The following is a 14,501-nucleotide window of genomic DNA, read 5'->3' as shown; positions in this document are numbered from 1 at the left end:
GCCCCGGGCATGGACCAGGCCACCCAGGAAGACCGGGACGACGTGGTGGTGCGGTTCCTGCTCGCCGCCGGCGCCGTGGGGGTGCTCTACAAGGAACAGGCCTCGATCTCGGGGGCCGAGGTGGGCTGCCAGGGCGAGGTCGGGTCCGCGTCCTCGATGGCCGCCGCGGGCCTGGCCGAGGTCATGGGCGGCACCCCCGCCCAGGTGGAGAACGCCGCCGAAATCGCGATGGAACACAACCTGGGCCTGACGTGTGACCCGATCGGCGGGCTGGTCCAGGTCCCATGCATCGAGCGGAACGCGATCGCGGCCGCGAAGGCCATCAACGCCGCGAAAATGGCGCTCTGGGGCGACGGCACCCACCGCGTCTCCCTGGACGAAGTCATCATCACCATGCGCGAAACCGGCAAAGACATGTCCTCCAAATACAAGGAAACCGCCATGGGCGGCCTCGCCGTCAACGTCGTCGAATGCTGACACCCCGCCGACACCCGGCAGCATGGCGGCCCGAGCGATGCCCGTGAGCCTAGTTGTGTGTTGCCGCCCACCAGTTCAGGCTTGCAGCGAACACCAGCCATGAGACGTAGGGCAGCAGGAGCAGTCCCGCCGTCCGGCTGATGGGACCGAAATGCAGCACCGTCACCGTAACCGCGGCAACCAAGGCCACGATGATGGCCAACCCCAACCACAGGGCCGCCGTACCAAGGGCTGGGTAAAGGGCGAAAAACACCGGGGTCCAGGCCAGGTTGAGGGCCAGTTGGATGGCATACACCACCATGGCCTGCCGTGTGCCATCGGTACGTTTACGCCATACCAGCCACGCCGCCAAGGCCATTGCCGTGTAGAGGATGGTCCACACCGGGCCGAACACGCCGTTGGGCGGAGACCAGGGGGCCTTGTCCGCGGTGGCGTACCAGCCCGTGACATTGGCCGCTGAAGCCAGGCCGCCCAGGGCCGCCACCAGCAGTGACGCCACCAGGAAACCGGCAAGCCCTGCCGCCTGGACCCCGGCACTGTACGGCTGCCTGCCGCGTCCTGCGGGAGCGGCGCGCTGTTCCCCATCCGGCCTCATACCCCAACCCTTGTTGAACCTCCCGAGCTTCGTCAAGGCGGCGCTCCGCACCCCGTGGGTGCCGTCCGGGGCACGCCGGAGAAAAGCCGGGAGCGTATGAGGCTTTAGACTTGAGGCTGCATGTCCGCACGCATCCAGAAGTACCGAAACCGCGCACAAACCCGATTGGACACGGCCCCCTTGCGAGAATTCACCGCACGTTTTGCCACAGCCGAGGAAATTGAGAACTGGGACAAGCACGTCACGGCCAACCCGAACGGCGGCAACATGCTGCAGTCTGCCGCCTACGCATCGGTCAAGAACGGAAGCGGCTGGAAAATCCGGTTCCTGGTGCTCGAAGGCGGCGGGAATTCCAGCTACAACCTGGTGCTGGAAAAAAGCTTTCCCATCCTGGGACGGCTCTGGTACCTCATCAAGGGCCCTGACCTCGCCGGTGCAGCAGACCTGGGACCTGCGCTCGAAGCGTGCGCGCAACTGGTCCGCAGCAGGAAGCTGAATGTCTTCACCATCAAGGTGGAACCGGACATCATCGACTCCGAGCAGGCGCGGCGGGAACTCGCAGCCGCCCACCTGGCCAAAGCCCCCAATATCCAGTCCAACGATTCCACCGCCCTGCTGGATATCTCCGGCACGGAAGAGGAAGTATTCAAAGCCATCTCTTCCCGCGCCAGGAACGCCATCCGGCGCGCAGAGCGTGAGGGCTGCCAGGTGGTCCGGCAGGAACAAGGACCGGAGACCTACCGCGCCCTGTACGACCTGATGGCCAACACCGTCAGCGCAAAGGGGTCAATGCCCCTGCGCAGCTATGACTACTACGAGCGGTTCTGGGACGAGTTCTGCAACCGCGGCCAGGGCAACTTCTTCTTCGTCTATGAGGACGGGAAACCCAGCGTGGGTGCCTTCGTCATCAACTACGGGGCCAAGGCAACGTACAAGGACGGCGGCTCCACCCAGAACCGCAAGCAGTACGGGGACTCGCACCTGGTGCAGTGGGCGGCCATCCGGCGGATGCAGGAACTTGGCTGCACGGAGTACGACTTCTGCGGCACTCCGCCGGCTGCGCGGATCAAGGACAAGACCCACAACCTCTACGGAATGGGCATGTTCAAGACCAGCTTCACCAAGACGGTCACCGACTTTGTGGGCTGCCACGACTACATCCTGTCCCCGCTCCGGCACCGTCTCTGGGTCAACGGTGGGGAAAAGGTGTTCCGCCGGATCGAAACCGCACGAACCGGGCAGCAGTTCTACTGACCGTTGCCGGCAAGGACCGCACGCCCAGGCGCCCGCCGGCCCCGCCCCGTGCTGCCCGCCCTGAACACCGCCCGCCCTGAACACCGTCCGTCCTGAACCCCTCCACCCAGCGCGAGCCCACCGGCCGCGAAGAGTCCAGAAGAAGGTCACCCCTTGAATCCAGTTTCCGCCGCGACCGGGCTTGAATACGCCAACCTCAGCGACGCAGAATTTGAGGCCTTCGCCCTGAAGCACCCGCAAAACAGCTTCCTGCAATCCATTGACTTTGCCCGCTTCCAGCGTGCCCGGGGCCAGCAGGTGGAACTCTTCGGGGTCCGGCGCGACGGCGAACTCGTGGCCGCAGGAAAGCTCAACTACACCACCACCCGGCTGGGCTACACCGTCTGCGAGTGTGCCAAGGGCCCCCTCATGGACTATGCAGACCGTGAACTGGTGAGTGCCGTCGTCGAACTTCTCCGCAAGCACGCGGCAGGCCGCAAAGCTGCTGAACTGCGGATCTCTCCCAACATCAGGTACATCGCACGGGACGCCGACGGCGCCGAACACCCGGAAATCGAGGACAACCGGCCGCTGGTGGCGGACCTGGAACGCCTCGGATTCCAGCACCAGGGCCTGGACATGAACTTCGTCAACGTCAACTGGATGTTCATCAAAAACCTGGTGGGCATCCAGGACGCGGAAGAACTGATCATGGGCACCAGTTACCGGACGCGGAAGGCCATCCGCAAGGCCGAAAAGAACGGCGTCTTCCTGGAACAGGCCACCCTGGAGACGCTGGACGATTTCTACGGTGCACTGAGCCGTGCAGGCGACGAGAAAGGGTTCGTGTACCGCGAACGCGCCTACTACGAGAACCTGCTCCGCACCACCTCTGCGGAGTTCACCAAGCTGATGATGGCCAAGATCGACATCCCGGCCTACCGAAAGTCCATCACCGAGCGTCTGGCTGCGGAGTCGGCCACGGCGGCGGACCTCCGCCGCGAGGTGGAGGAGACCGGCAGCAAGAAAAAAGCCAACCGGCTCAAGGTTGTCCAGGACCTGGTGGACAGCTACGAGCGGAGCCTGAAGGACATCGAGCGCTTCCCCGACTCCGTGGGAACGGCCACCGTGGCGGCCATCCACTTCGTCTGCTACGGCGATGAGGTGGTGTGCGTCATCGGCGGCACCGTCCAGGATTACATCTACTTCAACGGTGCAACCTCCCTCTACTGGGGAATGATGCTGCACGCCCTGGAAAAGGGCTACCCGCGGTACAACTTCTACGGCACGTTCGGCATCTCGGGGCAGGACGAGGAAGGCCACGGCGGCTACGAATTCAAGAAGGGCTTCGGCGGGGAGGTGGTCCAGCTGGTGGGGGACTTCGTCTTGCCGGTGCGGCCCGCGGTCTTCCACGCCAACAGGCTGGCCAGGTCCGCTGCGGCTGCCGCCCGTACGCTGATGGGCAAACTGCCGCTGAAGCGCGCAGCCTGACCATCCACCAACCGCACACAGGGAGGAAACGGGCATGACTGACCGGCCCCCACGGCCAGGATCCAGGCCGACAACTGACGGCCTGCCCAAGACGGAACCGCTGACCCCTGCCCAGCTTCGGCAGGACGCTGCCGCCAAGAGGATGCTGCGCCGGCTGGTGCAGGGCGAAAATCCTCCTACGGCTCCGCTGAGCATCGTGGACCGGCTTGCCGGCAGCCCCTATGCCAATCCCACCATCCAGGTGGGCGGCGTGGACACGTCCGCACGCAAGACCTTGGACTTCGCCCTGCACCTGGCTGAGACCATGTTCCGCTACGGGGCCGGCGCCCTGGAAGTTGAAACCAGCATCATCGCCGTCACGGCGGCCCTGGGGCTGAAGAACATCGAGGTGGACATCACCAACCAGTCCGTCGGCATCAACTATGCGCCGAAGGACCAGACCCCCATCGCCCTGCTGCGCGTGGTGAGGTCATGGACCAACAACTACGCGGGCCTGGCCAAGGTGCACCAGCTGGTCACCGACATCGTCGCCGGCGGCGTGGGCCGTGACGAGGCGATCCGCAGGCTGAACGAGGCCATCACCAGTCCCAAGCCGTACCCGCGGTGGATGGTCACGGCCGCGTTCGGTGTTTTCGCCGCCGTTTTTGTGGGGGTGCTGGGCGGCGGCCTCGTGTCCTCGGCCATCGCGTTCGTAGCCAATATCGGCATCAGCCTCCTGGCCCGGCAGCTGGGGCGGTGGCGGGTGCCCGACTTCTTCATCACCGCCAGCTGCTCCTTCGTGGTCACCATCCTGGCGCTGCTGCTGTGGCAGCTGGGGCTCACCGCGTCACCGTCAATTGTGGTGGTGGGCGGCATCCTGCTGCTCCTGCCTACCGGCCGCCTGGTGTCCTCCGTGCAGGACGCCATCAACGGCTTCCCCGTCACCGCGGCGGGGCGGTTCCTGTCCACGCTGCTGACCTTCGGTGCGATCGTGGCCGGAATCGCTGTTGCCTTCGTGGTGGGGGAGTTGACCGGGCTGCAGCGCATCGACGTCACGCAGACCTTCCCGCCCGCCTACGATCTGTGGGTCCTGGTCCTCTTCGTAGCCGCCGCGGTGATGGCCATCGGCATCACGGAACAGACCACCTGGAAGCTCCTGCTGCCCACGGCGGCCGTTGGGGTGGCCGGCTACCTGGTGTTGCTGGGTTGCGGCCTGCTGGGAGTCGGGGACCGTTTTGCACCCGCCATGGCCGCCGTCGTCATTGGCCTGCTGGCACGGGTGGTGGCCCTGCGGATGGGCGCACCGCAGCTGGTGGTGGCTGTTCCCGCGGCACTGATCCTGCTGCCTGGCCTCACGATTTTCCGGTCAATGTATGTGCTCACCGTTGAGGAAACCGAGGTCCTGGCCGGAGCCGGCGGGATGCTCAGCGCCGGTGCCATTGTGCTGGGCACGGCGGGCGGGATCGTCCTGGGCGACGTGCTGGCCCGTCCGCTGACGCGCAGCCTGGCGAGCAACGAGCGGCGCCGGGCGCGCCGCCGCTAGCCAACGGCCGCGGCCAGCGCCCGCCGGGCCCAGGCTAGATCTGCCCGACCGGAAGTTTCTTCTCGGCCTGGAACACGTCCTCCACCCGGCCCTGCGCCCAGTACCCGGAGAGGGACACCTGCCGGCGCTCCAGGCCGCGCTGCTTGAACAAGACCTCGCGCAGGGCCTTCATGTAGCTGCGTTCGCCGTGCGCAAAGACATCCACGCTGCCGCTTGGCCATTCCGCGTCCGCCACTGCGGTGACCAGCAGGTCGCTGGAACCCGCCGGGGCACCGTTGCGGGGCAGCCAGGTGATCTCCAGCCCTGCCGGAGCGGAAACGGGCAGGATGTCGGCCTCGGACCCGACCTCAAGGAAGGCCAGCCCGGTTGCTCCTGCCGGCAGTGACTCAATGCAGGCAGCGATGGCGGGCAGGGCCGCTTCATCACCGGCAAAGAGGTACCAGTCCGCTTCGGGATTGGCGTTGTAGGCGCCGCCGGGGCCAGTAAAGATCATCGTCTCACCCGGCTGGGCGTTGGCCGCCCACGGACCGGCGAGCCCCTCGTCGCCATGGACCACGAAGTCGATGGCAAGTTCCCGCGCCTCCTGATCAACCCAGCGCAGGGTGTAGGTGCGGGTGAAGGGCCACTGCTCGCGCGGCATGGTTTCCCGGACGGTCCAAAGGTCCAGCGGGGACGGGTACTCCACGCCGGGCTGTGGAAAGACGATCTTCACATAGCGGTCCACGAACCCGTTGTTGACGAAATCGCTGAAGCCCTCTCCGCCGGCCACGATCCGGACCATGTGCGGGGACAGCTGTTCCTTCCGCAGCACGGTGAGGTTGACCTGCGGGCGGCTCTTCTTGGTTGCGCTTGTGGCGGCGGGGACGGTGCTCATAAGGCAAGCCTAGCTAGGGCAGCGGCGGGAGTTCCCAGGTTACGTCCCGCGCACCCTGCTCCCGGAGCAGCTGGTTCACGCGGCTGAACGGCCTGGAACCAAAAAAACCGCGGGACGCGGACAACGGACTGGGGTGCGGGCTGGTGACCGCGGGGGCCCCGCCCAGGAGCGGCCGGACGCCCTCAGCTTCCTTGCCCCACAACACTGCCACCAAGGGCGTCCTGGACCCGTCCGGATACTTGCGGGCGGCCAGTGCGGTGACTGCCGCCGTCGTAATTTCCTCCCAGCCCTTGCCCCGGTGGGAGCCCGCCGCGCCGGCCCTGACGGTGAGCACCCGGTTCAGGAGCAGCACACCCTGCTCTGTCCACGCGGACAAATCTCCATGGACGCGCGGGGGAATGCCCAGGTCCGATTCCAGCTCCCGGTAAATGTTGACCAGGCTGCGGGGGAGGGGACGGACGTGCGGGTCAACCGAAAACGACAGGCCGACGGCGTGTCCCGGCGTGGGGTAGGGGTCCTGCCCCACGATGAGGACCTTCACGTCCGCGAGGGGCTGGCGGAAGGCGCGCAGGACGCTCGACGGCGGCGGCAGGAGCTGGTGCCCGGCCGCCTCTTCGTCTGCAAGGAACGCCAGGACCTTCCGGAGCTGGGATTCGACGCCCTGCAGCGCCGCGGCCCAGTCCGGAGCCATCAGCTCTCCCAGTGGCAGCTGCGCCAGGCCGGCGAAGCTGACGGCGTCCGCCGGGTCCTGTTGCAGCTCGAACAGCGCATCCGATTCAACCATCGTTCCATTGTTGCAGTGACGGTCCTGGGCCTGTTAAAGAAAAGGGCGGGCCGGAACCCTCCATCGGGGCGGGGGCGCAAATGACACCCCTGTTATTCGGCGGCTAGCATAGGGGTAAGACATTGACAGTAACAAGCGAAGGAGTGTGCCGTGGCGGAACCGGCCCGGGAAGACCTGCCGGAGCAGGATCCAGGGAAGTCCCTGCTGGCGGATTTCAGCCTTCGTGAATCCTCCCTGTCCGAGCGCGAGCAGCAAATGCTCGCCTTGGAACGGCAGTGGTGGAAGTACGCGGGGGCCAAGGAACAGGCCATCCGGGAACTGTTTGACCTTTCCGCGACACATTACTACCAGCTCCTCAATGCACTGATCGACCGCGAGGATGCCCTGGCCCACGATCCCATGCTGGTCAAGAGATTGCGTAGACTACGTACGTCGCGCCATCGTGCACGCACAGCCCGCCGCCTGGGATCCGACGCTTAAGACGCCCCTGCGGGCACACCAGCCGCACTCACCAAGGATGTCCTTCCACCATGACCAGATACGCCCGCGATGAATTCGACAAGGTCCCGGAGGCTGCGTCGCGACAAGGTGTCCACCGGACGGCCTCGGCCCCGTCCCGCGTGCGGCTGTGGCCCATCCTGGCCATGGGAGTGGCGGCCCTTGCCATTGGGTTGGTGTCCTTCCTGATCCTTCCCAAACTTGGTTTCAACACCACCGCCACCCAGGCGTCGGCAAGCGTGGAGTCAGCTCCGCTGGCCGGCGCCGGATCCACCCCGCCGGCCACGCCTTCGGCTTCCGTGCCCACTGCCTCCCCGGTGCCCTCCGCCTCTTCCGAAGCAATCCAAAGTACTGAGCCGGAGCCGGAACCCACAGCTACTCCCACCCAGCAGGCCACCGTCGACAGGACACAGGCAGTTGCCGTCTACAACGCCGCCGGCACCGCCGGGCTGGCCAGCCGGATAGGCGGAACTGTCCAGGCCGACGGTTGGCGGCTGGGCCCGGTGGGCAACTGGTCCGGAGCCCCGCAGAAGTCCTCCGTGATCTTCTATGCCGGCCCCCAGCAATTGGCAAGCGCCCAGGCGCTTGCCGCGCTGCTGAACATCCCCACCGTGGTGAGCAGCACCGAGTTCCAGGCACCGCTCGTCGTGGTGCTGGGCCCGGGTTACCGGTAGCCGCACGCCGTCCAGTCACGCCGGCCCGGTCTCCACCTGGCCCCAACGGAAAGAGTTGTTCACCATGGCACTGGGAACCGTCAAATGGTTCAACGCTGAAAAGGGCTACGGCTTCATCACCGTTGACGGCTCCGGTGATGACATTTTTGTCCACTGGTCCGCTATCCAGGGGGAGGGTTACCGGGCGCTGGCCGAGGGCCAGCGCGTGCAGCTCGATGTGGGCGAGGGCGAAAAAGGCCCGCAGGCGGAAAACGTCCGGCCCGCGCAGTGAGGCATGCCCTGCGCCCAGGAGTCCGTGCCCGGGTGGCGTTCGCCGTATCCGTCGGAGCACTTCTTTCGATCACAGCCTGCGCCGGCGCCGGCGGCAACGCCAGGGTGGAACCGGCTGAGGCCTCCGGCGACGGGGTCCTGAGGGTGGGCCTGATCCTGGACAACACCGGGGACAATGCTTTCCTTAATGCACCCCAGCTGGCTGCCGCCAAACTGGCCATCCAGGACATGAACGCCGCCGGCGGACACAAAGGCCGGCCGGTGGAGCTCCTCCCGGTGCACCCGGACCAGGACACCGCGCGGCAGGCGAAGGACCTGGCGGCCGCCAAAGCCGACGTGGTGGTCGGACCCACGGACTCCAGCCACGCGGACGCTGCTGTGGACACCCTGTCCCACGCGCGCATACCGCTCATTTCTCCGGCCAATACCGCTGCCGGACTCTCCGGGCTGGCCAGCGGAGGGTACTATTTCCGGACCGCCGCAGCCGACGTCGCCCAAGGCCCTGTGCTGGCCAAACTCGCCAAGGACGCCGGCGCTGCCTCCATCAGCGTGCTTTACCAGGAAGGCGCTTACGGCAAGGACCTCTCGGCTGCCGTCACGGACGCGGCGAAAAAGTCCGGACTCACGGTCCTTCCCGGGTCGGGTTTCAAGGCCGGGGCCGCCGGCGAGGCCGCACGCTCCGCCGGCAAAGCCAGGCCGGACGCCGTCGTCCTGATTGCCCGCGAGGGCGCACAGGGCGCCCTGGCCGAACTCAACAATGCCGGCCTCAGTGGTTCGCGCATCATCCTCAGCGACGGCGCCTTTGCCCGCTACGGATCCGGCCTGGCACCCCGGGCCCTGGAGGGTGCCCGCGCCATCGTCCCGGGACGGCTGCCCACCGCCGGCTTCCAGGCAAGGCTGCTGGCGGTCGACCCTGCCCTCAAAGATGTCTCCTACGCTGCCGAAACCTATGACGCCGTCACGCTCGCCGGCCTCGCCGCAGCCCGCGCGCAGGATGATGCCGGACGCTCCATCGCGGCCAACTTGATTCCCGTTTCCGGAGGGACGCCGCACTCCGGCGCCGGAACACCGGCCACCCCCTGCCTGAGCTACAAGGAATGCCTGGGCGGCCTTGCTGGCGGCCCCGACATCAATTACGACGGCGAGTCGGGCCCGGTTGCCTTCGATTCCAACGGCGACATCACCACGGCTGTCTTCTCCGTGTACACCTTTCGGGCAGACAACAACCCCTCGCTCTCAGGCAGGGAGACAGCCGGACACTCCGGCTGATCGCCCTGGGCGAAGCGGCGGCTCCCCGCGGGGCATGCAGCGTCTTTTCGCTTGCACTCTCACCTGGGGAGTGCTAATTATTGACTTAGCACTCTGACGCACCGACTGCTAAGCAAAGCCTGGTTCCGGCCGGCGGCGCGCGGCACCGGTCGAGGAGCGAAAGAAACACCTCACTTCAGTGAGATCCCCGCCCGGAGGCATACAGAGGCCGCCGGCAAAGGATCGTCCGTCGCGGGCACTGCAGCGAAGGTTCATTCTTAACGACTGTCCCGAAAGGACTACTGCCGTTATGGCCAAGATCATTGCATTTGATGAAGAGGCACGCCGCGGCCTTGAGCGTGGCCTGAACACCCTCGCCGACGCCGTTAAGGTCACCCTCGGCCCGCGTGGACGCAACGTCGTCCTCGAAAAGAAGTGGGGCGCCCCCACGATCACCAACGATGGTGTGTCCATCGCCAAGGAGATCGAGCTGGACGACCCTTACGAGAAGATCGGCGCAGAGCTGGTCAAGGAAGTTGCCAAGAAGACCGACGACGTTGCCGGTGACGGCACCACCACGGCCACCGTCCTGGCACAGGCCCTGGTCAAGGAAGGCCTGCGCAACGTTGCCGCCGGCGCCGACCCGCTGTCCCTCAAGCGCGGCATCGAGAAGGCTGTCGAGGCCGTTACCGCCGAGCTGCTGAACTCCGCCAAGGAAATCGAAACCAAGGAAGAGATCGCAGCAACCGCTTCCATCTCCGCCGGTGACGACGAGATCGGTGCCCTCATCGCGGAAGCCCTGGACAAGGTGGGCAAGGAAGGCGTCATCACGGTCGAGGAGTCCAACACCTTCGGCCTGGAACTGGAACTCACCGAAGGCATGCGCTTCGACAAGGGTTACATCTCCGCCTACTTCGTCACCGACGCTGAGCGCCAGGAAACGGTCCTCGAGGATCCGTACATCCTGATCGTCAACTCCAAGATCTCCAACGTCAAGGAACTGGTTGCTGTCCTGGAAAAGGTCATGCAGTCCAACAAGCCGCTGCTGATCATCGCCGAGGACATCGAGGGCGAGGCCCTGGCCACCCTGATCGTCAACAAGATCCGCGGCACCTTCAAGTCCGTCGCCGTCAAGGCCCCGGGCTTCGGTGACCGCCGCAAGGCCCAGCTGGCCGATATCGCCGTCCTCACCGGCGGCCAGGTCATCTCCGAGGAAGTCGGTCTCAAGCTGGAAACGGCTGGGCTGGAACTCCTGGGCCAGGCCCGCAAGGTTGTTGTCACCAAGGACGAGACCACCATCGTCGAAGGTGCCGGCGATGCCGACCAGATCGCAGGCCGCGTTTCCCAGATCCGCGCCGAGATCGAGAACTCCGACTCCGACTACGACCGTGAGAAGCTGCAGGAGCGCCTGGCCAAGCTGGCCGGCGGCGTTGCAGTCATCAAGGCCGGAGCCGCAACCGAGGTTGAGCTCAAGGAACGCAAGCACCGCATCGAAGACGCAGTGCGCAACGCCAAGGCTGCCGTTGAAGAAGGCATCGTCGCCGGTGGCGGCGTAGCCCTGATCCAGGCCGGTGCCAAGGCATTTGCCAACCTGCAGCTGTCCGGCGACGAAGCAACCGGTGCGAACATCGTCCGCGTGGCCATCGACGCCCCGCTGAAGCAGATCGCCTTCAACGCCGGCCTTGAGCCCGGCGTGGTTGTCGACAAGGTCCGCGGCCTGCCCGCAGGCCACGGCCTGAACGCAGCAACCGGCGAATACGTCGACCTGCTGGCTGCCGGCGTCAACGACCCCGTCAAGGTGACCCGCTCTGCCCTGCAGAACGCGGCCTCCATCGCCGGCCTGTTCCTCACCACCGAGGCCGTTGTGGCTGACAAGCCGGAGAAGAACGCTGCTCCCGCCGGTGGCGACGACATGGGCGGCATGGGCGGCATGGGCGGCTTCTAAGCCTCCAGGCCGGGACCTGCCCCGCCAGAGTTATAAAGGATGCGGCCCCCTCTTCGGAGGGGGCCGCATTTTTGTCTCCCCGGAAGGGGGCCTGCCCGGAACTTACTTCCGTGCCGAGTCCAGCATCCCCTGGACTTCCTTCCTGAAGGCGTCCGCCGCAGCCTGCGGGGTCAGCCGGTCATACAGCACTTCATCCGTGTAGCGCTTGATGACGTTCTGGACGCTTCCCGCACCCACCGGCGGGACCGGGGGCGCATCCTTGATATCCGGCGCAATGTCCTTCAGGAAGTTAACCACGGTGGTGTCGGCGGGCTTCAGCGAGGGCGTGATGTCGGCAACGATTTCGCTGTTGGTGGGCACGCCCCTGTCCGTCATCAGGATGGCGCCCGCCTCCGGGCTGTTGGCAAGGTAGTTGATGAACTCCGCGGCCTGCTGGGGATGCTTCGAGCGGGAGGAAGCGGACCAGAACATAGTGGGTTTGTAGTACATGCCGTTCCTGGCCGACGCGGCGTCGGTGCTCGGAGCGCGCAGCATCTTGATGCTGCTGCCGGTGGTGGCTTCGAGCGAACCAAGCTGGTTGGTCCACCACCAAGCCATGGCCACCCGGTTTGTACCGAAGAGGCTCTCTTCCAGCCCGGCTCCGGCGTCCTCCGTGGCCACGGTTGCCGGCGGGCCGGCCTTCGAATCCCGCTGCTCCTTGAGCCGCTCCCAGAAGGAGGCGGCCGTGGCGTTCTCAAAGTCGAGCTTCCCGTCCCCGGAATACAGGTTTTCGCCGTGCTGGCGCAGCCAGATGATCAGGTCGGCCTCGTTGCTGCCATAGGCGGCCCCATAGGACTTCCCATCACCTGCGGCGCTGATCTTCGCCGCGGTGGCCTCGAAGTCCTGCCACGTCCAGGTCTTGTCGTCCGGGATGGGAACCCCCGCCGCTTCAAACACCTTGGTGTTGGCCATGATGACATAGGCGTTCCCGCCGGTGCTCAGCCCGTACTGCGCGCCGTCATACTGGCCCGAGGCAAGGGCCTCCTTGTCCAGTCTTGCGGTGTCGATGCCGTTTTGCTTGGCGAGGTCCAGCAGCGCGCCGCGGCCGCCGTATTCGGCAATATACTTCTGGTCCATCTGGATGACGTCGGGTGCATCGTTGGCGGCAGTCTTTGTTGCCAGTTTGTCCCAGTAGCTGGACCATTCTCCGGGCTCGGCCTTGATCTTGATGTTCGGGTGGGAGGCTTCGAACGCGGCGATGACCTTGTCCGTCTGTCCGTTCAGGTACTCGTTGCCCCACTGCAGTGCCTTTCTCAAAACTGCGCGGGAGCGTCAGAAACCGCTTTCTCGCACGATGTTGCGATTGTTTCGCGCATTCCAGGGCACGTCAAGAATGTTTGGTAAACGTTTTCCTGCGGGCGGTTGGTACGCGTGTCAGTTGCTTCTGGCAGGATGGACCGGTGACGATTACTGCAGCGGCTGATGGTTCGGCCTTGGGAAACCCCGGCCCGGCCGGCTGGGCCTGGTATGTGAATGACGATTGCTGGCGCGCGGGCGGTTGGCCCCACGGGACCAACAACCAGGGAGAGCTGATGGCTGTCCTTGACCTGCTGCGCGCCACGGCCCACCTGCCCGGGGAAGACCTGCGCATTCTTTGCGACAGCCAGTACGTGATCAACTCCATTACCAAATGGATGCCCGGATGGAAGCGCAAGGGCTGGCGCAAGGCCGATGGAAAACCCGTCCTGAACGTGGAACTGCTGAAGGAACTTGACCGGGAATTGGCCGGCAGGACCTACACCTTCGAATGGGTCAAAGGGCACGCCGGCCATGACCTGAACGAGGCAGCCGACGAGCGTGCCAGGGCGGCCGCCACGGCCTACCAGCAGGGGGTGGCAGCAAGGTCGGGTCCGGGGTTCCCGGGCGGCCACCACCCTGGCACCTCCGGGCGTCCAGCGGCCGCGCAGCCTGCATCCGGCGTCGGACTCCCGTCCGCCACGCTGGACATTCCGTCCACTGGGCAGGCCCGCCCCGCGGCAGCGCCGGCCGGCAGGGCGCCTGCAGCCGGCGTCAACGTTCCTGCAGCTGGCGGCGCTGGTGCCGCGGGAACGCCGCGGGCAACTCCTGCCCCGGTCTCAGCCTTCGAGGAACTTGACCTGTTCAGTGAACTCGGAAACGAAGCCCTTGAAGTTGCGGAGGCAACCCAACATGCCGGCTCCATCCCGCCCGAAGCGCTGGTGGAAGAGCTCGAACGTGAGCTGCTGGGCCCCCTGGTGCGGGGAGACATCGGCCGGACCGCCGTCCTGCTCCACCCCGACTTCATGGAGATCGGCAGTTCGGGAAGGGTGTGGACCCGGGATGCCATGATGATGGCCCTGGAAGAGGACCCGGGCGAACGGACCGATATTGAAATCCTGGGTGCTGACCGCATCGGCACCGGCGCGGTCCTGCTGACGTACCGAAGCTTCGCACGTTCCGGCACGATCCTCCGCAGCTCGCTGTGGGTTCTCGACGGGGGCCGGTGGCGGCTCCGGTTCCACCAGGGAACTCCGGAGGCCTGACGGTACCCTCAGGCCATGGCGTCAGCTGAACCGCTGCGCGTTTCCCTGCTCCGCCTGGGCATAGGTGGCGGCGGCGGACGCCAGTGCCGCGTTGATGGAGGCGAGAGATGCCTCCACCCTGCCCTGGGTGATGGTCCACTCGGTCACGAGCGCCTGGAAGTTGGTGGCTGCGGCACCCCGCCACGAACCCTGCAGCTCGTCCAGTCCGCGCTTCATGGATTGCACGTCCGCGCTGATCCGGTCCACGGTTGCCTGCACGTTGGCGGACTTCAGCTGCAGTAATTCTGTGTCGACGGAAATGATGCTCATGGCTGTGCCTTTCGGATTCGGCGGGCGGAGCGCCCCGCGCC

At 65.9% G+C, this 14,501-nt stretch carries 15 protein-coding genes; 10 read left to right on the top strand and 5 right to left on the bottom strand.

The window, feature by feature from the left end:
• A partial coding sequence (locus ACTHQS_RS16880) for an L-serine ammonia-lyase, iron-sulfur-dependent, subunit alpha (protein WP_440171231.1) occupies positions 1–477 on the top strand: 477 nt, incomplete at its 5' end.
• A 49-nt stretch (positions 478–526) separates the two neighbouring features.
• Here the strand turns inward: ACTHQS_RS16880 and ACTHQS_RS16875 are convergent.
• A complete protein-coding gene (locus ACTHQS_RS16875) occupies positions 527–1,072 on the bottom strand; it encodes a TspO/MBR family protein (protein WP_440171229.1) in 546 nt (181 codons plus the stop codon).
• A gap of 120 nt (positions 1,073–1,192) precedes the next feature.
• On the opposite strand from ACTHQS_RS16875, the gene ACTHQS_RS16870 reads away from it, so the two are divergent.
• The 3 genes from ACTHQS_RS16870 to ACTHQS_RS16860 all read left to right on the top strand — a co-directional run bounded on the left by ACTHQS_RS16870 (position 1,193) and on the right by ACTHQS_RS16860 (position 5,318).
• On the top strand, positions 1,193–2,326 hold the full coding sequence (locus tag ACTHQS_RS16870; RefSeq protein WP_440171227.1) for a lipid II:glycine glycyltransferase FemX: 1,134 nt from the start codon (positions 1,193–1,195) through the stop codon (positions 2,324–2,326).
• 153 nt (positions 2,327–2,479) lie between these two features.
• Positions 2,480–3,796 carry a peptidoglycan bridge formation glycyltransferase FemA/FemB family protein gene (locus ACTHQS_RS16865; RefSeq protein WP_440171225.1) on the top strand — a complete coding sequence of 439 codons (1,317 nt, stop codon included), beginning with the start codon at positions 2,480–2,482 and terminating at the stop codon, positions 3,794–3,796.
• Positions 3,797–3,830: 34 nt separating this feature from the next.
• The gene (locus ACTHQS_RS16860) at positions 3,831–5,318 is read left to right on the top strand and encodes a threonine/serine ThrE exporter family protein (RefSeq protein WP_440171223.1); all 1,488 of its coding nucleotides are present in this window, start codon (positions 3,831–3,833) and stop codon (positions 5,316–5,318) included.
• A 34-nt stretch (positions 5,319–5,352) separates the two neighbouring features.
• On the opposite strand, the gene ACTHQS_RS16855 is transcribed toward ACTHQS_RS16860, so the two are convergent.
• Both ACTHQS_RS16855 and ACTHQS_RS16850 read right to left on the bottom strand, forming a co-directional pair.
• Positions 5,353–6,192 carry a siderophore-interacting protein gene (locus ACTHQS_RS16855; RefSeq protein ID WP_440171222.1) on the bottom strand — a complete coding sequence of 280 codons (840 nt, stop codon included), beginning with the start codon at positions 6,190–6,192 and terminating at the stop codon, positions 5,353–5,355.
• 13 nt (positions 6,193–6,205) lie between these two features.
• The gene (locus ACTHQS_RS16850; RefSeq protein WP_440171220.1) at positions 6,206–6,976 is read right to left on the bottom strand and encodes a uracil-DNA glycosylase; all 771 of its coding nucleotides are present in this window, start codon (positions 6,974–6,976) and stop codon (positions 6,206–6,208) included.
• A 150-nt stretch (positions 6,977–7,126) separates the two neighbouring features.
• Here ACTHQS_RS16850 and ACTHQS_RS16845 point away from each other — a divergent pair, with 150 nt between their 5' ends.
• The 5 genes from ACTHQS_RS16845 to groL all read left to right on the top strand — a co-directional run bounded on the left by ACTHQS_RS16845 (position 7,127) and on the right by groL (position 11,611).
• Positions 7,127–7,456, top strand: a complete 330-nt coding sequence (locus ACTHQS_RS16845; RefSeq protein WP_440171218.1) for a DUF3263 domain-containing protein — start codon at positions 7,127–7,129, stop codon at positions 7,454–7,456.
• Between the two features lie 50 nt (positions 7,457–7,506).
• Entirely contained in the window at positions 7,507–8,148 is a 642-nt protein-coding gene (locus tag ACTHQS_RS16840; protein ID WP_440171216.1) for a LytR C-terminal domain-containing protein, read from the top strand.
• Positions 8,149–8,212: 64 nt separating this feature from the next.
• Positions 8,213–8,419 carry a cold-shock protein gene (locus tag ACTHQS_RS16835; RefSeq protein ID WP_141180812.1) on the top strand — a complete coding sequence of 69 codons (207 nt, stop codon included), beginning with the start codon at positions 8,213–8,215 and terminating at the stop codon, positions 8,417–8,419.
• Between the two features lie 32 nt (positions 8,420–8,451).
• Positions 8,452–9,687, top strand: a complete 1,236-nt coding sequence (locus ACTHQS_RS16830) for an ABC transporter substrate-binding protein (protein WP_440171214.1) — start codon at positions 8,452–8,454, stop codon at positions 9,685–9,687.
• A gap of 289 nt (positions 9,688–9,976) precedes the next feature.
• Entirely contained in the window at positions 9,977–11,611 is a 1,635-nt protein-coding gene (groL, locus tag ACTHQS_RS16825; protein WP_214941959.1) for a chaperonin GroEL, read from the top strand.
• Between the two features lie 102 nt (positions 11,612–11,713).
• Here groL and ACTHQS_RS16820 read toward each other — a convergent pair whose 3' ends face one another.
• Positions 11,714–12,907 carry an ABC transporter substrate-binding protein gene (locus ACTHQS_RS16820; protein WP_440171212.1) on the bottom strand — a complete coding sequence of 398 codons (1,194 nt, stop codon included), beginning with the start codon at positions 12,905–12,907 and terminating at the stop codon, positions 11,714–11,716.
• Positions 12,908–13,050: 143 nt separating this feature from the next.
• Between ACTHQS_RS16820 and ACTHQS_RS16815 the strand changes: the two genes are divergently transcribed.
• The gene (locus tag ACTHQS_RS16815; RefSeq protein WP_440171211.1) at positions 13,051–14,151 is read left to right on the top strand and encodes an RNase H family protein; all 1,101 of its coding nucleotides are present in this window, start codon (positions 13,051–13,053) and stop codon (positions 14,149–14,151) included.
• Positions 14,152–14,172: 21 nt separating this feature from the next.
• On the opposite strand, the gene ACTHQS_RS16810 is transcribed toward ACTHQS_RS16815, so the two are convergent.
• A complete protein-coding gene (locus ACTHQS_RS16810; protein ID WP_440171209.1) occupies positions 14,173–14,460 on the bottom strand; it encodes a WXG100 family type VII secretion target in 288 nt (95 codons plus the stop codon).
• Positions 14,461–14,501 lie beyond the last annotated feature (41 nt).

This window comes from Arthrobacter sp. SAFR-044, from assembly GCF_051965175.1.
Lineage (GTDB): Bacteria > Actinomycetota > Actinomycetes > Actinomycetales > Micrococcaceae > Arthrobacter.
This window is presented reverse-complemented; position numbering and strand designations above follow the sequence as displayed.

Bases quoted from the DNA above. Each gene is read 5' to 3' on its own strand.
- ACTHQS_RS16840 (WP_440171216.1), top strand. From the start codon at position 7,507: ATGACCAGATACGCCCGCGATGAATTCGACAAGGTCCCGGAGGCTGCG.
- ACTHQS_RS16870 (WP_440171227.1), top strand. From the start codon at position 1,193: ATGTCCGCACGCATCCAGAAGTACCGAAACCGCGCACAAACCCGATTG.
- ACTHQS_RS16855 (WP_440171222.1), bottom strand. From the start codon at position 6,192: ATGAGCACCGTCCCCGCCGCCACAAGCGCAACCAAGAAGAGCCGCCCG.
- ACTHQS_RS16860 (WP_440171223.1), top strand. From the start codon at position 3,831: ATGACTGACCGGCCCCCACGGCCAGGATCCAGGCCGACAACTGACGGC.
- ACTHQS_RS16835 (WP_141180812.1), top strand. From the start codon at position 8,213: ATGGCACTGGGAACCGTCAAATGGTTCAACGCTGAAAAGGGCTACGGC.
- ACTHQS_RS16810 (WP_440171209.1), bottom strand. From the start codon at position 14,460: ATGAGCATCATTTCCGTCGACACAGAATTACTGCAGCTGAAGTCCGCC.
- ACTHQS_RS16875 (WP_440171229.1), bottom strand. From the start codon at position 1,072: ATGAGGCCGGATGGGGAACAGCGCGCCGCTCCCGCAGGACGCGGCAGG.
- ACTHQS_RS16850 (WP_440171220.1), bottom strand. From the start codon at position 6,976: ATGGTTGAATCGGATGCGCTGTTCGAGCTGCAACAGGACCCGGCGGAC.
- groL (WP_214941959.1), top strand. From the start codon at position 9,977: ATGGCCAAGATCATTGCATTTGATGAAGAGGCACGCCGCGGCCTTGAG.